Origin of the sequence: Pseudoalteromonas sp. T1lg21, assembly GCF_002964625.1 — a bacterium.
Lineage (GTDB): Bacteria > Pseudomonadota > Gammaproteobacteria > Enterobacterales > Alteromonadaceae > Pseudoalteromonas > Pseudoalteromonas gelatinilytica.
Window position 1 is genome coordinate 164,751 of sequence record NZ_PQBX01000039.1, and the last position, 15,675, is coordinate 180,425.

Annotated in this window: 19 protein-coding genes; 4 read left to right on the forward strand and 15 right to left on the reverse strand. The window is 40.8% G+C overall.

Annotated elements, in window-relative coordinates:
* Positions 1-47: 47 nt before the first annotated feature.
* The 5 genes from fabG to yceD all read right to left on the reverse strand — a co-directional run bounded on the left by fabG (position 48) and on the right by yceD (position 3,548).
* Positions 48-794 (reverse strand): 3-oxoacyl-ACP reductase FabG, encoded by a 747-nt coding sequence (gene fabG / locus C2M25_RS08650; RefSeq protein WP_063704919.1) that lies wholly within the window; start codon positions 792-794, stop codon positions 48-50.
* Positions 795-805: 11 nt separating this feature from the next.
* The gene (gene fabD, locus C2M25_RS08655) at positions 806-1,732 is read right to left on the reverse strand and encodes an ACP S-malonyltransferase (protein ID WP_063704917.1); all 927 of its coding nucleotides are present in this window, start codon (positions 1,730-1,732) and stop codon (positions 806-808) included.
* Between the two features lie 70 nt (positions 1,733-1,802).
* A complete protein-coding gene (plsX, locus tag C2M25_RS08660) occupies positions 1,803-2,831 on the reverse strand; it encodes a phosphate acyltransferase PlsX (protein WP_063704915.1) in 1,029 nt (342 codons plus the stop codon).
* 11 nt (positions 2,832-2,842) lie between these two features.
* A complete protein-coding gene (gene rpmF / locus C2M25_RS08665) occupies positions 2,843-3,013 on the reverse strand; it encodes a 50S ribosomal protein L32 (protein WP_036967969.1) in 171 nt (56 codons plus the stop codon).
* A gap of 10 nt (positions 3,014-3,023) precedes the next feature.
* Complete coding sequence (yceD, locus tag C2M25_RS08670) at positions 3,024-3,548, reverse strand: 23S rRNA accumulation protein YceD (protein WP_063704913.1); 525 nt, start codon at positions 3,546-3,548, stop codon at positions 3,024-3,026.
* Positions 3,549-3,689: 141 nt separating this feature from the next.
* On the opposite strand from yceD, the gene C2M25_RS08675 reads away from it, so the two are divergent.
* A complete protein-coding gene (locus C2M25_RS08675; RefSeq protein WP_105180905.1) occupies positions 3,690-4,286 on the forward strand; it encodes a Maf family protein in 597 nt (198 codons plus the stop codon).
* Here the strand turns inward: C2M25_RS08675 and C2M25_RS08680 are convergent.
* Together C2M25_RS08680 and rluC are read right to left on the reverse strand one after the other, a co-directional pair.
* A complete protein-coding gene (locus tag C2M25_RS08680; protein ID WP_105180906.1) occupies positions 4,234-4,926 on the reverse strand; it encodes an HAD family hydrolase in 693 nt (230 codons plus the stop codon). The genes C2M25_RS08675 and C2M25_RS08680 overlap by 53 nt on opposite strands.
* Entirely contained in the window at positions 4,913-5,881 is a 969-nt protein-coding gene (rluC, locus tag C2M25_RS08685) for a 23S rRNA pseudouridine(955/2504/2580) synthase RluC (protein WP_063704905.1), read from the reverse strand. The genes C2M25_RS08680 and rluC overlap by 14 nt, the downstream gene beginning before the upstream one ends.
* Positions 5,882-6,498: 617 nt before the next feature.
* Here rluC and rne point away from each other — a divergent pair.
* Both rne and C2M25_RS22305 read left to right on the forward strand, forming a co-directional pair.
* Positions 6,499-9,201 (forward strand): ribonuclease E, encoded by a 2,703-nt coding sequence (gene rne / locus C2M25_RS08690; protein WP_442792968.1) that lies wholly within the window; start codon positions 6,499-6,501, stop codon positions 9,199-9,201.
* Entirely contained in the window at positions 9,135-9,419 is a 285-nt protein-coding gene (locus C2M25_RS22305; protein ID WP_442792969.1) for a hypothetical protein, read from the forward strand. Before rne ends, C2M25_RS22305 begins: the two co-directional genes overlap by 67 nt.
* A 58-nt stretch (positions 9,420-9,477) precedes the next feature.
* On the opposite strand, the gene C2M25_RS08695 is transcribed toward C2M25_RS22305, so the two are convergent.
* The 8 genes from C2M25_RS08695 to yejK all read right to left on the reverse strand — a co-directional run bounded on the left by C2M25_RS08695 (position 9,478) and on the right by yejK (position 15,394).
* A complete protein-coding gene (locus C2M25_RS08695; RefSeq protein ID WP_105180907.1) occupies positions 9,478-10,344 on the reverse strand; it encodes a PhzF family phenazine biosynthesis protein in 867 nt (288 codons plus the stop codon).
* A gap of 321 nt (positions 10,345-10,665) precedes the next feature.
* Positions 10,666-11,031 (reverse strand): cupin domain-containing protein, encoded by a 366-nt coding sequence (locus C2M25_RS08705; RefSeq protein WP_105180909.1) that lies wholly within the window; start codon positions 11,029-11,031, stop codon positions 10,666-10,668.
* Positions 11,028-11,555: a GNAT family N-acetyltransferase gene (locus C2M25_RS08710; protein ID WP_105180910.1), complete on the reverse strand. Its 528-nt coding sequence runs from the start codon at positions 11,553-11,555 to the stop codon at positions 11,028-11,030. The genes C2M25_RS08705 and C2M25_RS08710 overlap by 4 nt, the downstream gene beginning before the upstream one ends.
* Before the next feature lie 234 nt (positions 11,556-11,789).
* Positions 11,790-12,518, reverse strand: a complete 729-nt coding sequence (locus tag C2M25_RS08715; RefSeq protein ID WP_105180911.1) for a hypothetical protein — start codon at positions 12,516-12,518, stop codon at positions 11,790-11,792.
* Positions 12,519-12,653: 135 nt separating this feature from the next.
* The gene (locus C2M25_RS08720; RefSeq protein ID WP_105180912.1) at positions 12,654-13,181 is read right to left on the reverse strand and encodes a tellurite resistance TerB family protein; all 528 of its coding nucleotides are present in this window, start codon (positions 13,179-13,181) and stop codon (positions 12,654-12,656) included.
* Positions 13,182-13,212: 31 nt separating this feature from the next.
* Positions 13,213-13,668 (reverse strand): DUF3291 domain-containing protein, encoded by a 456-nt coding sequence (locus C2M25_RS08725; RefSeq protein WP_105180913.1) that lies wholly within the window; start codon positions 13,666-13,668, stop codon positions 13,213-13,215.
* Positions 13,669-13,847: 179 nt separating this feature from the next.
* Entirely contained in the window at positions 13,848-14,072 is a 225-nt protein-coding gene (locus C2M25_RS08730; protein ID WP_062565251.1) for a hypothetical protein, read from the reverse strand.
* Positions 14,073-14,377: 305 nt separating this feature from the next.
* Positions 14,378-15,394 carry a nucleoid-associated protein YejK gene (yejK, locus tag C2M25_RS08735; protein WP_063704888.1) on the reverse strand — a complete coding sequence of 339 codons (1,017 nt, stop codon included), beginning with the start codon at positions 15,392-15,394 and terminating at the stop codon, positions 14,378-14,380.
* A gap of 63 nt (positions 15,395-15,457) precedes the next feature.
* Between yejK and C2M25_RS08740 the strand changes: the two genes are divergently transcribed.
* Positions 15,458-15,670: a DUF1414 domain-containing protein gene (locus tag C2M25_RS08740; RefSeq protein ID WP_036967930.1), complete on the forward strand. Its 213-nt coding sequence runs from the start codon at positions 15,458-15,460 to the stop codon at positions 15,668-15,670.
* Positions 15,671-15,675 lie beyond the last annotated feature (5 nt).

A 15,675-nucleotide genomic window follows, 5' to 3' on the forward strand; every position in this document is an offset into this window, starting at 1 on the left:
CAACAATTTTCGATAATCTTTCGTTAGCAAATTTTTGCCAACTTTCATTAAACCATGTACATCGCGCCATTTACGTGCAATGTTTCACCTGATACATACGCAGCAGCGTCAGATGCTAAATAACATACTGCAGCAGCGATTTCTTCAGGTTGACCTAAACGTCCTGCTGGTACATTTGCAAGCGTAGCCGCTTTTTGCTCATCAGTCAGCTCATCGGTCATATCGGTTTGAATAAAACCCGGTGCAACAACGTTCACTGTGATGCCACGTGAAGCAACTTCGCGAGCTAATGACTTAGTAAAACCAATTACACCCGCTTTCGCAGCAGCATAGTTAGCTTGACCCGCATTACCCATAGTGCCCACTACAGAACCAATATTAATGATACGGCCATTTTTCTTTTTCATCATAGGGCGTAATACAGCCTTAGATAAACGGAAAATTGAACTTAAGTTAGTGTCGATGATGTCATCCCACTCACCGTCTTTCATACGCATTAATAGGTTATCGCGAGTGATACCCGCATTGTTAACTAATACGTCGATATCGCCTAAATCAGCCTTGATCGCAGCAAGTGTCGCCTCAATCGACTCAGGATCGGTTACGTTAAGAGCATAACCTTTACCGTTATCACCTAAATATTCACTGATTTTAGCAGCACCAGATTCACTTGTTGCAGTACCCGCTACTTTTGCACCTTGTGCAACTAGCGTGTTTGCAATCGCTTTACCAATACCACGGCTTGCACCAGTGATTAGGACAACCTTGCCCTCAAGAGAAAATAAATTTGTCATTCTATTCCTACTTATTTCGCTTCATCAATCGTAGCTTGCGTACTAACCGCAGCGCATACCATTGCTTTATCAATTCGTTTAGCAAGACCCGTTAAAACTTTACCTGGGCCAAACTCGTAGCTTTGTGTAATACCTTGTGCAACCAATGCTTGTACTGTTTCAGTCCAGCGTACTGGGCTGTAAAGTTGGCGTACTAATGCATCTTTAATTGCTTCGCTTGATTGCTCAGCTTTTACATCAACGTTGTTGATTACATCACACTTAGGTGTATTAAATGTTAAAGTTGCTAAATCAGCAGCTAATTTTTCAGCAGCTGGTTTCATTAGTTCACAGTGAGAAGGAACGCTAACCGCAAGTGGTAATGCACGTTTAGCACCAGCTTCTTTACATGCTTCTGATGCACGCTCAACTGCCGCTTTGTGGCCAGCAATAACAACTTGGCCTGGTGAGTTGTAGTTTACTGGTGAAACAACTTCACCATTTGCTGATGCGTCACAGGCTGCTTTAATTTCGTCGTCACCTAAGCCGATGATTGCGGCCATAGAACCAACACCCGCAGGTACTGCTTCTTGCATATATAAACCACGATTTTCAACAAGTTTAACTGCTTCGCTTAAGCTTACAACGCCAGCACAAACTAATGCTGAATACTCGCCTAAACTGTGACCAGCCATAACAACATCGGCATCAGGGTTTGCGTCTAACCATTGACGGTAAATAGCAACACTAGCAGTAAGAAGTGCTGGTTGTGTACGATGGGTTTGATTTAATTCTTCTTCTGGACCATTTAGTACAAGCGCAGCGAGATCATAGCCAAGAGCTTCAGATGCTTCAGCGAATGTTGCTTTAGCAATCTGTGAATCAGCTAATAGTTCAGATAACATGCCCACAGCTTGTGAGCCTTGACCTGGAAATACGAGTGCAATTTTATGTGCCATACTTTGCTCTTATAATTAAACAAAAAAATTTTCTGTAGCAGGCAGCATAACAAGTTTTAGATATGCTGCACTACTTTGTTGTTGGATGTGTTTGCTCAAAAATCGCAGCGATTTTTTCAGGGAGTTGGCGTTCGACTTCCCGCGCGGCTTCATCAATAGCAGCATGAAACGCCTTCGCAGAGGCATTACCATGGCTTTTAACAACAATACCGCGCAATCCTACCAGACTTGCGCCGTTATACTGGTCGGGGTTCACCCGCTTGTAGAGTTTTTTTATCACTGGGCGTAATAAAAACGCTAAACTTTTGTATAAGAAATGTTTGTGTAAGGCTTTGGTGAGTTTATGCATGATGAGTTTGGCAATACCTTCACAGGTTTTCAATGCCACATTACCTACAAATCCTTCGCACACTATAACATCGGCTTTACCACTGAAAATATCACTACCTTCACTATAACCTGTGTAGTTGAGATATTTACACTGCTGCATTAACTGTGCAGCTTGTTTGATTCCTTCATGCCCTTTGATGTCTTCAGAGCCAATATTTAATAAACTTACTTTTGGGTTATCGCACCCAAGTGCCTGCCCTGCTACCACAGACCCCATAATGCCAAATTGATAAAGAGTTTGTGCATCACAGTGCACATTGGCGCCTAAATCTAATAAATAGACAGGGTTTTTACGTTCGGTTGGAACAGCAGAAATAAGTGCAGGACGTTTTACGCCTGGAAGCATCTTTAATACATAATGCGCCATAAAAAATAACGCGCCGGTATTACCTGAGCTTACACACGCTTGCGCTTCACCCGATTTAACTAAATCGAGGGCAACTCGCATTGATGAATCTTTTTTAGAACGAACAGCAGAAGCAGGCTCACACGCGTTAGTGACAACTTCGCTACAATGGCGAATTATTAAACGGGGATGAGAAACAGAATCGAGTGCTTCGAGTTCTTTCAGGATAACTTGCTGATTACCACATAAGATGAGTCTTAAGTTGGTATTAGCATTGACCGCTTTCACGGCAGCGGGGATAGATGAACGGGGGCCGTAATCGCCCCCCATCATATCTAACGCTATGGTTAGATTGGTCAGCATATAGCAATCTCTTAGTTAGAAATTACTTTAACGCCTTTGTAGTAACCGTCAGCAGTTACGTGGTGACGACGGTGAGTCTCACCAGAAACTTGATCTACAGTTAAAGTTGGACCACTGATCGCATCGTGTGAACGGCGCATGCCGCGTCTTGCACGAGACTTTTTGCTTTTTTGTACAGCCATTAGTCTTCTCCTAAGAATCTTTCTTAAGTTGTTTCAAAATATCAAATGGATTTGGTTTGTCATCTTTTGCTGCTAATTTACCAAAGCTGCTAGGCTCTGATGAATAACTGCACGAGGCTTCGTTGTGTGTAGGCACTATTGGAATAGCTAAAATCAATTCGTCTTCGATTAACTCAAATACGTTGATTTCACCGTTTTCGTCCAGTTCTACTTCATCGTAACCTGCAGGAAGATGATCTGACTCTGCATCCAAACCGACTGGCGAATACACAAAGTCTTGATCCAAATCCAACCCTAAATCACCATTACAGCGTTGACAAGTAACAGTTACATGTGTTGATAAGTTACCACTTATCACTACCAAACCTTGCTCATCAATTTTGCAATGAATCTTTACCGCTATTTCACCTACTTCCTCCTGCACAACTTGCTCTAAACGAGAAAGTTTTTCAAGCGGAACAATACCGTCATAAGATAAACGATGTTGTGCTGCTTTGCTGGGATGAAGAGTGATGGGAATTTTCACCTTTTGCATAGGGGCTGCATCATATAGATAGTTAGTAAGTTAGTCAAAGTAAAAAACCATTTTTAGTAGGTTTTTAACGATCTTCTGCTTTGTTTTCGGATTCATTGTGGCTTATCCTTGGCAAAATACAATTTTCATCCAGAATTTTTTATGAAACCAACACTTATATTAGCGTCAAGCTCGCCATTTAGACAGCAATTATTAACTAAGTTCAACCTACCGTTTCAAAGTTTCTCTCCAGATATTGATGAATCTCCCCTTGTTGATGAAACACCTGAGCAATTAGTAACGCGATTAAGCGAACAAAAAGCGCGTGTAGCTACTAAGCACTTTCATGAAGGTTTAGTAATAGGTTCAGATCAGGTTGCGGTTTTCAACAACACAATATTAGGAAAACCACACACTAAAGAGAACGCCGTGGCTCAGTTATCTTCGTTTAGTGGCCACACGGTCACCTTTTTAACGGGTTTAAGCGTCTTTGATATTCAAAGCGATAAAGCGATTACCACCTTGGTGCCATTTGATGTGACATTTAAAACACTTACCCTTGAGCAGATCAATGCTTATTGCGATGCTGAGCAGCCCTACAATTGTGCAGGCAGCTTTAAAAGTGAAGGACTCGGGATATGTTTATTCGAAAAGCTCAGTGGCGATGACCCAAATACATTGATTGGCCTGCCACTGATCACATTAACTAAAGTACTGGCTGAGTTTGGTGTTGATGTGTTGACGCTGCAAGGGGCGTAGTTAAAACTTGTAATAGATGTTGGTACGAATCAACAACACATAACGGCGTATGCTGTTGCAGCTGCGCCGTACTATGGGCTCCAAAACTCACACCAATACAGGCAATTCCTGCAGCATTAGCCATAGCCATATCGAGTTGGCTGTCACCAATCATCACAGCATCGCATTGAGCGATGCCCTGCTCACGTAAAATTTGCTCGAGCATATCTGGAGATGGCTTCGACTCAGCATCATCTGAACATTTTACATTCAAAAAGTACTTCCCAAGGCCTGACTCATTAAGAAGTCTATCGATACCTTCACGCCCTTTACCGGTAGCCACTGCCAATTGCATGCCTGCATCACTTAACTTCTTTAAAACGGATTCTACATCTTTAAATAAAGGTGTAGGTGTAACATCTAACTCACGGTACTGTGCTTTGTAACCTGCAACGAGTTCATCATTTAAATGTAAATGCGCCGGAAAAAGTACTTCAGTCGCTTTTGCTAACGACAAACCTATCACATCTTTCGCTTGTTGCTCTGTTGGAACAGGAATACCTATGTCTCGCGCAGTATTTCGCAGGCAGGTAACAATTTTTGGCACAGAGTCCATCACTGTGCCATCCCAATCAAAAATAACTAGCTTAAACTTGTTCATTATCAGCACGTAGCTTTTTGATACAGTTTTGAAGTGCATTATCTAATGGCGCTTCAACATGCATAGTCGTTTCGTTTTTAGGGTGCATAAAACGTAGATCGTGAGCATGTAAAAACAAACGATTTAAACCTGTCAGCTTGTTTACGTATTGATCAAACTCCGCAACACCGTATTTATCATCACACGCAATTGGATGGCCTTTACATTGTGTATGTACGCGAATTTGGTGTGTACGCCCTGTTACCGGAGATGCTTGCACTAATGAACATTCTGCATATCGCTCAAGCACCCGAAAACGTGTGTGCGAAGGTTTACCTTCGGTGTTATCAACCCTCACAACACGCTCACCTGATTTTAAGGTGTTTTTACGAAGTCCTTCGGTGACATTTTTCGTTTTAGCATCCCATTGGCCATCGACTAATGCCCAATAGTTTTTCTCCATGGTTTTTTCACGTAACTGCTTATGTAAATCAGTCAGCACTGAACGACGTTTAGAAATGAGCAGACAACCCGATGTATCGCGGTCTAAACGGTGCACAAGCTCTAAGCTACGCTCTTCAGGACGAAGAACGCGAAGCGCCTCAATTAAGCCATAACTTAAACCACTGCCACCATGAACAGCCATACCTGAGGGCTTATTTATCACCATCAAATACTTATCTTCGAATAAAATGGCCTCTTCAAGTTGTTTCACTTTATCTAATTGCTTAGGAACAAACTCTTCTTTTTCTGCCACTTTAATTGGTGGAATACGAATCACATCGTTTAGTTGTAGTTTGTATACAGGTTTTATGCGTTTTTTATTTACTCGCACTTCGCCTTTACGAAGGATTTTATAAACTGCACTTTTAGGCACACCTTTTAGGTGAGTAATAAGAAAGTTATCAATACGTTGACCTAGATGGTCTTCACCAATGGTAACAAATGAAACTTGTAAGCCGGTTTTTTCTGACATTGCCTAATCACTGATTTAAGTAAATAATTTAGTTGCTAACGCGGTTGTAATAGTGGGATAATCACCATCGCGAACATAAAGTTTGCAAGTAACAACGGTGCTTTTATCACATTAATACATTCGTGAAGCATATTCTGGGTTGCCGATCATACAGATCCGCGCTAAGTTTTCCAAAGCTTTTATAACTACCCAGCCAACACGAGCGTTCAATTATCGGCGATGCGCGTAATATATTGCCTGAATAATTTGAGCACGAATGTTGATTAATGAACATAAAAAGCAATTGAACAAGATAAATTGACTGATAGTGACGACGTAGCAACGTCATTCAGAAGCAGCTGTTGTAGCAAGACATTGAATAAAAATTTGAACATGGTCGACTTCGGGACAGAACTCGTAAATTAAAACCGCAGACATCGCGGCAGTTTTGACACCAAATGAATTTAATAACGTGACAACATGTTATTGTCAGCCACACTTAGTGATGCTCAATGTAAGAAACAACTTCAGGTTTTGACTTTAACCAGTCGTGAGACTGCACAAAAATAACCGTCAGAAACCACTGAACAGACGAGTTTATATCGTCATGTCAGCGACAGAATTAGTAGAGTAACAATATGAAACGTATGCTAATCAATGCGACGCAGCAAGAAGAAATGCGCGTTGCACTGGTTGATGGCCAGCGCCTGTATGATTTAGACATAGAGAGCCCAGGTCACGAACAAAAAAAAGCAAATATTTACAAGGGTAAAATTACCCGTATCGAACCGTCATTAGAAGCAGCCTTTGTTGATTACGGCGCTGAAAGACACGGTTTCCTTCCTCTTAAAGAAATAGCTCGCACCTACTTCCCACAAGGCTATACATTCCAAGGTCGTCCAAATATTCGTGACGTGATCAAAGAAGGCCAAGAAGTCATCGTGCAAGTTGATAAAGAAGAGCGTGGCCAAAAAGGCGCTGCGTTAACGACTTTTATCAGCGTTGCAGGTAGCTATTTAGTACTTATGCCTAACAATCCTCGTGCCGGTGGTATTTCTCGCCGTATCGAAGGTGATGAGCGTACTGAACTTAAAGAAGCACTAAGCCGTTTAGAACTACCTAAAGGCATGGGCTTAATTGTTCGTACAGCGGGTGTTGGTAAATCATTTGAAGAGCTAGAGTACGACTTAAAAGCACTATTAGTGCATTGGCAAGCTATTCAGCAAGCAGCTGACAGCGGCCCTGCTCCGTTCTTAATTCACCAAGAAAGTAACGTTATTTTCCGTGCTATTCGTGACTATTTACGTCGCGATATTGGTGAAATTTTAATTGATAAAGCACGTGTATTTGAAGAAGCGAAAGCACACATTGAGCGTTTCCGTCCAGACTTCATGAACCGCGTTAAGCTGTATCAGGGCGATGTACCACTATTCACCCACTACCAAATTGAAAGCCAAATTGAGTCTGCTTTCCAACGTGAAGTTCGCTTGCCATCGGGTGGTTCAATTGTTATTGACCCAACTGAAGCGTTAACGTCTATCGATATCAACTCATCTAAAGCCACTAAAGGCGGTGATATCGAAGAAACAGCACTTAATACGAATTTAGAAGCAGCAGACGAAATTGCCCGTCAATTACGTTTACGTGACTTAGGTGGTCTTATTGTTATCGATTTCATCGATATGACACCACCACGTCATCAACGTGAAGTCGAGAACCGTTTAAAAGACGCTGCGCGCCCAGACCGTGCACGTGTTCAAATCGGTAAGATTTCGCGCTTTGGTCTACTTGAGATGTCACGCCAACGCTTACGCCCATCATTAGGTGAAGCAAGCCAAGGCCCATGCCCTCGTTGTAATGGTCAAGGTACAATTCGTTCTAACGAATCAATTGCACTGTCTATCCTTCGTTTAATCGAAGAAGAAGCAATTAAAGACAATACGTCACAAGTTAATGCACAAGTACCTGTTGCTGTTGCAGCTTACCTATTAAACGAAAAGCGTCGTAGCGTTCAACGTATCGAAAAACGCCATAATGTTGATGTAGTAATCATTCCTAATCAGCATATGGAAACTCCGCATTACGAAGTTCTGCGCTTGCGTAAAGACGAAACAATCGAAACAGTAAGCTACGAGCAAGTTATTGCGCCTGAACCAGAAGCATTTGAAATGGCTAAAGCACCTTCTGCACCAGTTCGCGAAGAGCCGGTTCTTAAGGGTGTCGTAATGCCGACCACACCAGCCCCTCAAGCTGCACCAAAAGCTGAGCAAGCGGCTCCTGCTGCTAAGAAATCAGAAGGTGGTTTATTCGCTGCAATTGGTAAGTTCTTTAAATCGTTATTCGGCGGTGCTGAAGACGAGTCAGAGAAAGAACAAGAAGAGAAAAAAGCAGCGCAAAAACGTAGCAATAACCGTCGCAACAATGACAACCGTCGTCGTAGCAACAACCAGCGCCGTCGTAATTCTCGTAACAAACGTCCTGAAGATGCACAGGCTAAAGAAGAAAACACTAACACTTCTGCACCTGAGCAAAAAGACACAAACGAGAACCGTAACAAGCGTCGTCGTAATTCTAACAACAGAAAGCGTAATGAAAAGCGCACTGATGATGTAGAACAAACGACAAAAGAAACTGTTCAAGAAACTCAATCAGAGCAACCGAAGGAAACTAAACCTAAGGTTCGTCGTCAACGTCGTAACTTACGCAAGAAAGTACGTGTACAAGACGAAAATGCTGATGAAACAAATGCAGTACAAACAGCAGAAACAGCTGAGCAAGCGCCTAAAGCTGAAAAACCAGCAAAGCCTGCAAAAGAAACTGTAGAACTTGAGACTGAACAAACTGAGCAAGCAGCGGCAGAAGTACAAGCAAAAGCTGAACCTGTAAGCGTGCATGCTGATGCCGAAGTTACTGAGCAAGCTGAATCTGTAGAAGTATCTGCTGATGAAGAACAAGCACAGCCTCGTACTCGCTCTCGTCGTTCACCTCGTCATTTACGTGCTGCTGGTCAACGCCGTCGTCGTCCAGAGCAAGATGAAAAATCGAGTGATGCCAAGTCTGATACACCAGCATTCATCCCAGTTGCTGATCAAGCAGCCGCTGAATATGAAGCTGAGTTAAAGGCAAAACAAGCTCAAGCAGAAGTATCTGTACAAGCTGAAGAGCCAGTACAAGCTGAAGAGCCAGTACAAGCTGAAGAGCCAGTACAAGCTGAAGAGCCAGTACAAGCTGAAGAGCCANNCAAGCTGAAGAGCCAGTGCAAGCTGAAGAGCCAGTGCAAGCTGAAAAGCCAGTGCAAGCTGAAGAGCCAGTGCAAGCTGAAAAGCCTGTTGCCGCTGTAGAACCTGCTAAAAATGAAAAAACAGTTTTAGTAAAAGGTTCAGCAAGCTCGGCGATGGCAAAACCAGCACCGGTTGCAGACAGTGAGCCAGAGCCAACACCAGCGGCTATGGCGCATGACAAGCGTACAGCTATTCCAGATAGCGGCCTTCGTGCAGGTTCAATTAAACCTGCTGGCAGAGCCCGTGCTGATATGGCAAAAACCTTAGCGGCTGATTAATTTAGTCGCTTAATAAAAAAGCCGCGTTTATAACGCGGCTTTTTTGTGTGTAATGCTTTTAAATAACAACCTGTTGAGTACCTAGGTGATTGGCATAGCCGCCCACAAGAACCTTATAAACACCCTGCTCATCCGAATAAACACTAGCAGAAATATGTGAACTACAACCCATTGCTCGGCCTTGTTCAAACTTGAAATGTTTTTCTTGCTGTACAAATACGTGTTTTGATAAATAGCATGCAAGCGCACCACTGGCACTACCGGTTGCTGATTCTTCAGGTATTCCAACCAAAGGCGCAAAGTTACGACAACTCGCAGTAAGCTCACTTTGCTCTTCACATAATTCGAAGGCATGCACACCTATCACGTTATGCTGTAGGCAGAACTCGCTAAGCGCCACTTCATCGATAGTGATTTTATCTAAGTAGCCATTCGGCACAGCAACAATAATATCCGGCAATCCTGTAGTTATTACATCGATTGGCAAGCCTGTTTTTGCCAGTGTTGTTTCATCAAGCCCTAGTAAGCCTGCAAGGTCGTCATAAGCAAAGTTGCCAAGGTACTTTGGCAAGGCTTGCTCCATGGTAACTTGCCCATCTGCGGCAATTGTTACGCCTAACAAGCCCGCTTTTGTTCGCTGAGTGTAATAACCTGGTTTTAATAACCCTTGTTCGAAGAGCGTAGCAAACACCGCTAGGGTTGCGTGGCCACAAAAATCAACTTCTTCGGTTGTCGTAAAAAATGACACAGCAAAATCAACTTCATGATCTTGCGAAACAAATGCGGTTTCTGAAAAGCCAATTTCTTTTGCAATCGTCAGTTTTTCTGCGTTTGTGAGTTTATCTGCATTCAAAACGACACCTGCTGGGTTGCCGCCTGTATTATTTGCACTAAAGGAGTTAACTAAAAATGCAGTTATTGTCATTATTGTATTTCCAAACTTAAGTTAAGAGCTATGGCCATTGCACCTGCTCCATAATATTGCGATATGAGATAAGTGACTTGTAGACTGAAACCCAAATTGGCTGTTTTTTATAAATTACTTGAAACAAAAATACTGGTAGAAGCCATAAAATCATAATGCTAACTTGTATCACTACAGCAAAAATAAAGAGCTCTGAATTAGTGAATAAAAACAATAGCGACAGGCTGATATTTAATACTAAAAGCACCAAAAAACTACGATGCGCTGACTTTTTTAAGGTATTTAATTCTTGCTGTTCTAAATTCGACATCTAAGCTACCGCTACACCCATACATCATTAACCGCGGTTAATTGCCCACCCGCATTACCAGTATTTACAACTCCTTTGGGTTCAACAAGCATTATTTTACATTCAGTGTTTGCCCGAGGCTTATGTTCAACACCCTTAGGAATTACGAATAACTCGCCGGCCTCCAAAAACACTACGCCATCTCTAAACTCAATTTCAAGAGAGCCTTCTATAACGATGAATACTTCATCAGTATCTGGATGATCATGCCATACAAACTCCCCTTCAACTTTAGCAAGCTTAAATTGATAGTCATTCATTTCAGCAATGACCCGTGGCGACCATTGCTCTGTGAATTTAGAAAACTTGTCTTTAAAGTTTACAGCTTCGTAAGTCATATAGTTCCTTCCTTAAGAGGATTTTTTCTTAAATCTAATTGAAAGAATAACATGCCATTTTCTTTAGAAGCGCGTTCGTCAATAGCCAACTTTTTTAAAAGCTTAATTGATGGTGTATTTGACTCATCAACACCAGCAATGAGCTTATGCCACTGTGACGAAGCGCCAACCAGATTGATAAAACCCTGCAATAACTCAAATGCAAGACCCTGCCCCCAATATTGCTCAGCTAACAAATAACCGATATGTGCATCATGCTTTTCGGTATAGATAAATAAAAGGCCAACAACTTCTTGTTGTTGAGATTGCAGCATTAATAAACGGCAATCGTTAAGCATGTTAGCCCGCCACTTTTCAGCAGCAGCTATAGTATCTATCCCCTGAAAATAACCCGGTAAGTTTGCAACTACAGCAGGGGTTAAAATCGTTGGCAAGGCAATCGTTAATTGATGATGCTCAACCATTGACGAGCTTGAGTCTATTTCAATCACATTTAATCTTTTCGTAGTGAAAGATAAATTCATTTTTCATCACCCAGAAAAGCATTAGTTAAGCCATTTATTTGAAACAATTAAGATTGCAACACTAACGCTTATTACAGCAAATAAAAGACCGATAATCAGTTGCTGATATGCAATGAAGATCGAAAATCCAATAGCGGCACCGATACAAAAAAATAGCCCAGTATTAGCTTTGTTACGTTTTATCATGGTCGTGTCCCTCAACTGTTAGCTCATCCTTGATGTTTCTTCTAATTTTTACTGTTTCGGTAAGTCAGGGTCGAGTTTCCCGCCTTCGTTGATATATGTGCTGTCTTTTATCAATTCCGACAAGTACCCGGCATAGCCTTTTAACTCAGGATCAGTCACCGATTTCAATGCTGTTTCCAAATCGTCTAAGTAACTTACAGTTTTATTTTGCTCTGCAAACTGCTTTGAGTAGTTCGTCGCCAAATAAAGGTATTCAAGTCGTTTATATCCATCTAAATCTCCATTAAGGGCATGTTGAATATCTTTAAATGCTCTAGCTCGATAGCTATTTGCCTTATTAAGGTTACCTAAAGACTGCTGCCAACGAGCAAGGATTCTTAGCAACTTATTTTTAAAAAATTCATCTTTTTCGCGAAGTGCGTAAGTTTGCTCGAGCAAAGCTAACTTTTGCTCGAGAGTTGGCTTCGAAATGTGTTGGGACGCAAGAAATTCCGTTATTCTCTCAATTTCTGCAGGTTTAAGTTCGTCAAAATCACCAATTAAAGCTATAAAACCCGATGTCTCGCAAAACCAAATGCCATTTCTATCCGTATGCGGCCAAAACACTTGATCGTATTTTGATGGCCAACTGTAAATATAACCACCATAGCTTGCAGGCTCAGCAACCGCACATTTTGCACCCTTAACGATTGGGTCATCTACTTCTAACTCTCCCCACGTTGTTGAGTTAGCAAAAGATGATAAAACCAATAAAGCCACTGATAACTTTTTTTTCATAAAAACTCCCTTATAAACACCTTTAAAGATTTGATGAGTAGTTACATCTTCACGATATTCACTAGAACGTTTCAAAATCAGTTAAGGGGTTATAATTGTCATTTTAATTTTCAGCTGGTTGGTTTTATAGATGAATTACCACTTGCCAGCAGCCTCCCGAGGGCATGCATTTTTTATCTCTGTGACAAGTTTTCTTTGCTGAGCCGTCGGTTCACCTTCAACATTCGCTACCTCATCGACGAGATAACAAATTGAAGCTGCTTGCTCTTTTGTTACTTTATCTAAGCATCGCTCAATTACTTTGTGAGGTTTATCGTAAACGTCGCTAGTATGCCCTAATAAATGCGTACTTGAGCGTAATAAATCAGTTGCTTCTTTCATAGTTAAATGAAATTCGCTGTTAAAAAGAGCTAGAATTTTTTCTTTTTGTTCTTTACTCATTTCACCGTCTATTTTGGCCACTGCGACCATATATAACGCAGCTACATCCATGGGTGAATCTAACTTAAATGCAGGATTTAAATCATGGTGTTTCCTGAATTTACGACGTCGGTGCCAGCTAAAAGGATTCAACCAACCAATATCTACCCCCCCTTCTTGAAGTCGATTCAGTAACACCAAAATGGTCACAACAATACCTAAAACACCTAATACAACATGCATAATTTTTCCTTATTTTTATTGCAGTCTATTGTTATTTATATTTTTTAAATTCTTCAACCGTAAAATTACTTTTAAATTTAAAAGCATAGGGTGTGTCGCCGTTTTCACGAAGATATTGCAACCTTTCTAATGCCTCTTGAGGGCTTGGAATATGGTTATCTTCAATCCACCATAAAACATAGCTATCTTCTGCTAAGCGATGAAACCATTCACCTTTTCTGCGCATAAAATCTCTGTGATGAGTGCGAAACATAAAATTTTTAAGATCTTCAACGCTTTCCCACACAGACATATTGATTATCATATTCGGATCATCAAACAATTTAATATTGGTGGCATCGCCTGATTCGTCTTTTAATCGCCATACAAAACCTACACTGTTTTCAGCAACGCCATTTATTAAATCAAGATTATCAACAAAATCTTTTATTTCTGGGGCATCTAATGGATATTTAGCAAGAGCGATATTCAGTTGGGCAAGTTTCATTTATGACTCTCCTTAGCCATCGGGGGAATTTGTACCTTTAATGTTTTAAAACTAAGCGATACTGAAGGAAAAGAAAAGCATTTTTACGCCTTCCACTATTCGAATTTTTATATTAACCATGCTTAAAACCATCAGTAGATGTTTTACTAAATCAATGATGGCAAATGGAACTACTTTATCTAATCTCCGCCACCGCAATCACCGCCGCCGTCAGAACATGAACTGTCTGATAAACTAAAGCTACTCCCTGTGGAGGAGCTTCCACTTGATGGCGATTTTCTAGAAATGCCTATCCCTAATAACAAAATACCCACAACCAGGGCTGGCCATGCAAAAGCTAAATGATGATCATTAAAAATATTAACAATACCAATCACAATTAAAAATATGGCTAAAACAATCATACTGAATATCCTTTTTCTATTTTGAAGCTGAGAAAATATCGTTGCTAATTTCTCTATAAAAGCAAAGAAAATATTAGAAGTAAATTTTTACTTTAGCTTAGGTAAATCGAGTTGAAATTCTAAAGCTGTAAATTCACCTCTAGTGTAAGGCCCTAAACCGAAATGTATTTATCGTTTGACGCAATGTTTCTTCCTTGTAGTAGTAATAATGTTTTAAAGTACCCAAAACTAAAAAGCCCAGCAACTGCTGGGCTAAAAACTGTTATCTATCAGCTTATAGCTTAAAACTTTAAGCTTGAGTCTGATTAACTTTCTTCTTGCTCCATAAAGCGCTGTAGCTGATCTTTAAGATTAGGTGGAATACCTTTGATCACAAGGGTATCGGTTGCTTCGTTATACATTACGCGCTCACCTAAGTGTTTACGTTCAAAGCTCACGCTAACACCACCGCCCATGCCTGAGAACTTCACCATGCTGGTAACTGTTTTTTTATCAACAGGGAACGACTCTTCTAAATCGTAGTTTTGTTCTTGGCAAAAACTTTCAAATGGGCTGTCGTCATTTTTCGATAAGGTTGCAGAAAGTTCTTTCACGTTGGCATCTTCGCCTGTAGTTACGCAATCATTACAATAATCAAATACTTGCTTACGTAGCTCGTCTTTCTCTGACTTGTCGTATTGTTGCTCAGATAAGTAGTCTTCTACGGCATTCAGCATAACTTGGCTTTGCTGTTTAGGGTCAATACCCTCTTCGCAGCCTAAAAAGTCTAAAAAGAAGTCTGCTACTTTACGACCCGCACGGCCTTTTATAAACGACACATAGCGATTATCTTCTGGTTGTGCATCCCACGCTGTTAAATCAACTCGTGCTGCTAATTGCATACGCGAAATATCTAAGTGACGTGATGACGCTAAATCAAGCTCAGAAGTAATAGAGTAATGCTCTTTAATATTGATCATTGCGATTAATAAATAGTCGCTGGCAACATATTGATAATGGCAAAAAACTAAATAACCCGTTTCGTTAAAGGCATACTTATTTAACTCTTCTTTTAATACATTCGTTGCTTGCTCTGTCATGTGCCAAAAGCCAAGTTCGTCGTTACGGTAGCTTTGCATAGCCGAAGCAACGATGCTGTTTTTCTCGCCGTTGAAAGCACAGTAACCTTTACCCGGTTTACCATTATAAGCATGGTGTAACTGCTCGATAAAAACGGCTACTTTATCATTAACAACCATCTCATCATTGCGTAAATGAATTTCTGTATCGTCATCTTTTTTGTCTACATAATGAACGACTAATTTTTTAACATCTATTGTCATCTTTGTTTTTCACGCCTCTGGTGTTAAAATACGGGAATATAACTCTTTTTATTGAACCAACTGATGCCTATCATATCAAAATATTCTAATGAGCAAGTAGAACAAATCGTTGATCAGCTGATTGATGTACTAACAGAGCACAAAGCGCCTGTTGATTTAAGCCTTATGTGTTTAGGAAATTCTATCACGCATATTTTAAAAGAGCATGTACCATCAGAGAAAAGACAAGCTGTTGCCGACAACTTTGCAAAAGCATTAGCACAGTCGGTTAAATAAGATTT